At 46.6% G+C, this 3,505-nt stretch carries 5 protein-coding genes; 3 read left to right on the top strand and 2 right to left on the bottom strand.

The window, feature by feature from the left end:
• Positions 1–246 precede the first annotated feature (246 nt).
• Both MV985_RS02230 and MV985_RS02225 read right to left on the bottom strand, forming a co-directional pair.
• On the bottom strand, positions 247–816 hold the full coding sequence (locus MV985_RS02230; protein ID WP_297460078.1) for a hypothetical protein: 570 nt from the start codon (positions 814–816) through the stop codon (positions 247–249).
• Between the two features lie 51 nt (positions 817–867).
• Positions 868–1,104 (bottom strand): hypothetical protein, encoded by a 237-nt coding sequence (locus MV985_RS02225; RefSeq protein ID WP_297460076.1) that lies wholly within the window; start codon positions 1,102–1,104, stop codon positions 868–870.
• On the opposite strand from MV985_RS02225, the gene MV985_RS02220 reads away from it, so the two are divergent.
• The 3 genes from MV985_RS02220 to MV985_RS02210 are packed head-to-tail and all read left to right on the top strand — an operon-like array spanning position 1,105 to position 2,699.
• A complete protein-coding gene (locus MV985_RS02220; protein WP_297460073.1) occupies positions 1,105–1,995 on the top strand; it encodes a hypothetical protein in 891 nt (296 codons plus the stop codon). It begins immediately after the preceding gene.
• Positions 1,979–2,506, top strand: a complete 528-nt coding sequence (locus tag MV985_RS02215; RefSeq protein WP_297460072.1) for a hypothetical protein — start codon at positions 1,979–1,981, stop codon at positions 2,504–2,506. Before MV985_RS02220 ends, MV985_RS02215 begins: the two co-directional genes overlap by 17 nt.
• Complete coding sequence (locus MV985_RS02210; protein WP_297460070.1) at positions 2,487–2,699, top strand: hypothetical protein; 213 nt, start codon at positions 2,487–2,489, stop codon at positions 2,697–2,699. The genes MV985_RS02215 and MV985_RS02210 overlap by 20 nt, the downstream gene beginning before the upstream one ends.
• Positions 2,700–3,505: the final 806 nt, after the last annotated feature.

Raw genomic sequence — 3,505 nt, 5'->3', positions numbered from 1 at the left:
CAATGATTATGGTAGAAAAAGGGCGTAAACCTCCTCCGGATCTCAAGGGATCCATAATAATTGGAGGTCATCTCCATGGTGGGGTACGAATCAAATGCTCATAAATCTTGTGGTGGTCCTGGGGTTCCTTCTCCTTCTATGGTTAGCTCACCGAGTTGCTCACCCTCCCCTCTCCAGGAACCTGGCTCAACTCAAAGGTCGCTCGGCGTTTATGTTCATATATCCACAACCAATGAGGGTGAGCATTCAAAGGGTGGGCGTGGTCTCACGGTAACCCCCACTTTGGAGGTCTACTCTTTCTATCGGTCCGTGACTGGTAGGCTTGAGCGTCTTAAGTTTGAGTCTCAGGGAAAAGTTCGGGTGGATCTCTACAAGCTTAAGAGGCGTCTCTTTTACATTGAGAGGAGGCTTCAGCGGTGGCGTCTTTCTGAGGAGGAGCGTTCCATATTGTTGGAGGAACGGGAGAAGCTTCTTAGGACTGCTCGTAAGCTCTTGGAGTTCGTTCACTCTCGTTCCGCTCTCTATGGGGATCGCTTCATTATGGACGTTCCCGCTGGTTACGTCCGTCTTTGCCGTCTTCTCGGTATTGATCCCTCTGATGTTGGTATCTCGGTTTGGGTGAACTCCTCTGTTGTGGATTTGGAGTTTGATGATTCTTCTCGCTCCTCCCTTAAGCTCTCCTACGTTTCCAAGGTTATGGCTTCCAAGTATCACCCCGTTAAGGGTATCTCCAAAGGGTCCCAGGAAGGGAGACGTATTACTCGGGATCTCCTCATCCTTCAGGAGCTCCTTGATGGGTTCCTCCTCTCCTCTCATAAGGGTAAATATGTAACCGCTAATAGTCTCCTTCCTCTCCGCTTTTTCGTTCTAACTCCTCCAAAGGAGGTTAGTCTCTTTATCTGGTATCGGATAAAGTTCTTTGACGATTATTCCGCTCTTAAGACCTTCAAAAAGGTGAGTGCTGAGACTATTAGGTCCTTCCTCATGTATCTCTCTGAGAAGGAGGGTCTCTCTATTCGGAAGGGTGATTTTGTCCCTGGGTTCACTTTGAACGTTCACATAACGGGTGATTCTAACCCCTTTGAGCCTCACGTTCATTCTCACGTGGCTGTTCCCTTTGTGGTTTATGATAAGGCTTCCAAGTCTTGGTATCGTCTTAATCCTCTCCTCTCCGAGGAAGATCTCCAAAAGCTTAAGGACCTTTGGAAGTCTCGTCTCATTGAGGCTTTTGGTGAGGTTCTCTCCGGTGAGACCCTTACTAAGGAGTTTAACATCTATGCTGGGGACCGCTACTACTCCCTTCCTCATGATTATGTGGAGGTTCTCTTTGAGCTCCGTTACAATGCCCGTAAAATGTTCGTGAACTATGCTAACTTCTATGAGCGGAATCCCTTCCGTGAGGATGTGGATCTTGATTTTGTCCGTTTTGTGTTTGGTTATGAGAATAGAACGGAGAGGTATGGCTTTTTGACGAATCTTAGGCGTTATCTTACCTCTATTTCTGTTTCGGCTATTCAGAAAAAGTTGGAGGAGGTTGAGGAGATGTTACGTCTCGTTGAGGATGAACTCCTCGTTTTGGATTCTGAGGAGTTCTCCGCTCTTCGTCGGTCTCTGGAGGAAAAGGCTGAGGCCCTTAGGGCTGAGAGGGATCGCCTTAGGTCTCTCCTTGAGGATCCTGATAGAGCCTTTGATATTCTCTTTGAAGAAGCTCAGCGGAAGGCTGATGGGATGTTATCTAGGGAGCGGATAACTGAGGAGAGGATAATTCACATCTTGGAAGGTCTCTATGGGAAGCGTATCATTGGCTACAAGTTCGTTACTGTTGAGGAAGATATTCCGCTCTGGAAGTTCTTGGAGTCTAATCCCTCTCTGGTTCTTCTCTCGGATAGGCATAAGACTATTGACTTCCTCCTCTTTATGGATCCCTATTGGGAAGATCCTCCCGATCCTGAGTTCATTACTGTTGGAGGTGATCAGAGTGGTGGAGAGTCTTGAACCTGTCAAGGAGGGTGGAGTCTGGAAGTGTCCTGTTTGTGGTTTTACTGCTATGACTCGGAAGGTGGTAGAAGCTCATATCTCCAGGGAGCATAGGGCTATGAATACTCTTCTCCCTCTTGCTTCCTCTGGATCTTCCTCTGAGTCCTCGGAGACCCCTTCCAAGTCTAAGGGTTCCAAGAAGGGTAAGAGTAAGCCTAAGGAGTCCTGGGCGTCCTTCCGTATCGGGAAGACCCTCATTAAGGTCCGTAAGCCTGAGGTTGTCGAAGTTCGTGAGAGTCGTGGGTGGAACTTCTTCCAAACCGCTAATTACGTGGCCACTCTTCATAATCAGAGGGCTACTCTGGTTTTGATCACTGGGGAGAAGGTCTCGGGGACTTTGGGGACTAAGGATCCTTTTTGGGTGAAGATCTACACCGATGATGGGCGTAAGTTGGTGGTGAACAAGTCCCACATCATTTACATTGAACCGGAGTCCTCCGGTGGTGGGAATGGCGACCAAGATAGCTAAATCCTCTTTTTACCGAACTACCGTTACCCTCTCTCCTCTCCATCTTAAGGCTATTGAGAGGGCAAAAGAGGAGCTTTCCCGCTCTCTGGGTGTTCCAAAGCACCTTATTACGGAATCTTCCGCTGTTCAGTATCTTATCACTCAGGGAGTCAAGGCCCTTGGGTGGGATGAGCTCTTGGATTCCTCCCTTTGAGCTCTTCTTTTTGCGGTGATCCCTGGGACTCTCCGCAATCTGTATTAGAAGGCTTTAAGGTGGCTTTTGTTTTTGTGGTGTTCCCTGGGGAGCCTTATTAATATGCTATTATGTCCTTTCTCCTTCCTGTTTTCTCCTTGTTTTCTTCTCTTCTCTCTTCTTCCTGGGTCTAACTTTAACAATCCTATTAACTCTCTGAGTTTGGATCCTGGGAAGAAATTCCCCCTATGTTGGTGGTTCAATGTTGAGTTGCCACCCTGGAATTTTCCTTGGTTTAAACCAAATTCTCTTTATGTAATATTGGTGACATCAATGAGGAAACTGAGAAGGTCCTCCTTACTCACTTTATTGAGCTTGGCCCTATTGGTCTCCAGGTATCCTTCCTCTTCCTTGGAGCTCTATGTTAAGGTTCCCCCTTGGCTGGTTCTTGTGCTCTTTGTCTTTCTCTTCTATCTTTCCTCCTTAGAATCCTTCTCCTGAGTTTCTGCCCTTTCTTCTCTCTTATTCTAGTTCTCTTTCCCTCTTTCATTATTGCTTTTGAAATGCTTGGACTAAACTTTTTTTAGTTAAATCTCTCTCAAGTGTATTTAATACACCTATTAGGCTCCTCTTAAAATCAGATCAACTTTTTTGACTGGTTTTAGTCCTTATCCTCCGGAAGATTTTTATTCTCTTCCTGCAATGATTATGGTAGAAAAAGGGCGTAAACCTCCTCCGGATCTCAAGGGATCCATAATAATTGGAGGTCATCTCCATGGTGGGGTACGAATCAAATGCTCATAAATCTTGTGGTGGTCCTGGGGTTC

It is taken from the genome of Thermococcus sp. (assembly GCF_027012695.1).
In the GTDB taxonomy this organism is placed as follows: Archaea; Methanobacteriota_B; Thermococci; order Thermococcales; family Thermococcaceae; genus Thermococcus.
The sequence above is the reverse complement of the archived record's forward strand: the minus strand, read 5'-3'. Positions and strand labels throughout refer to the sequence as shown.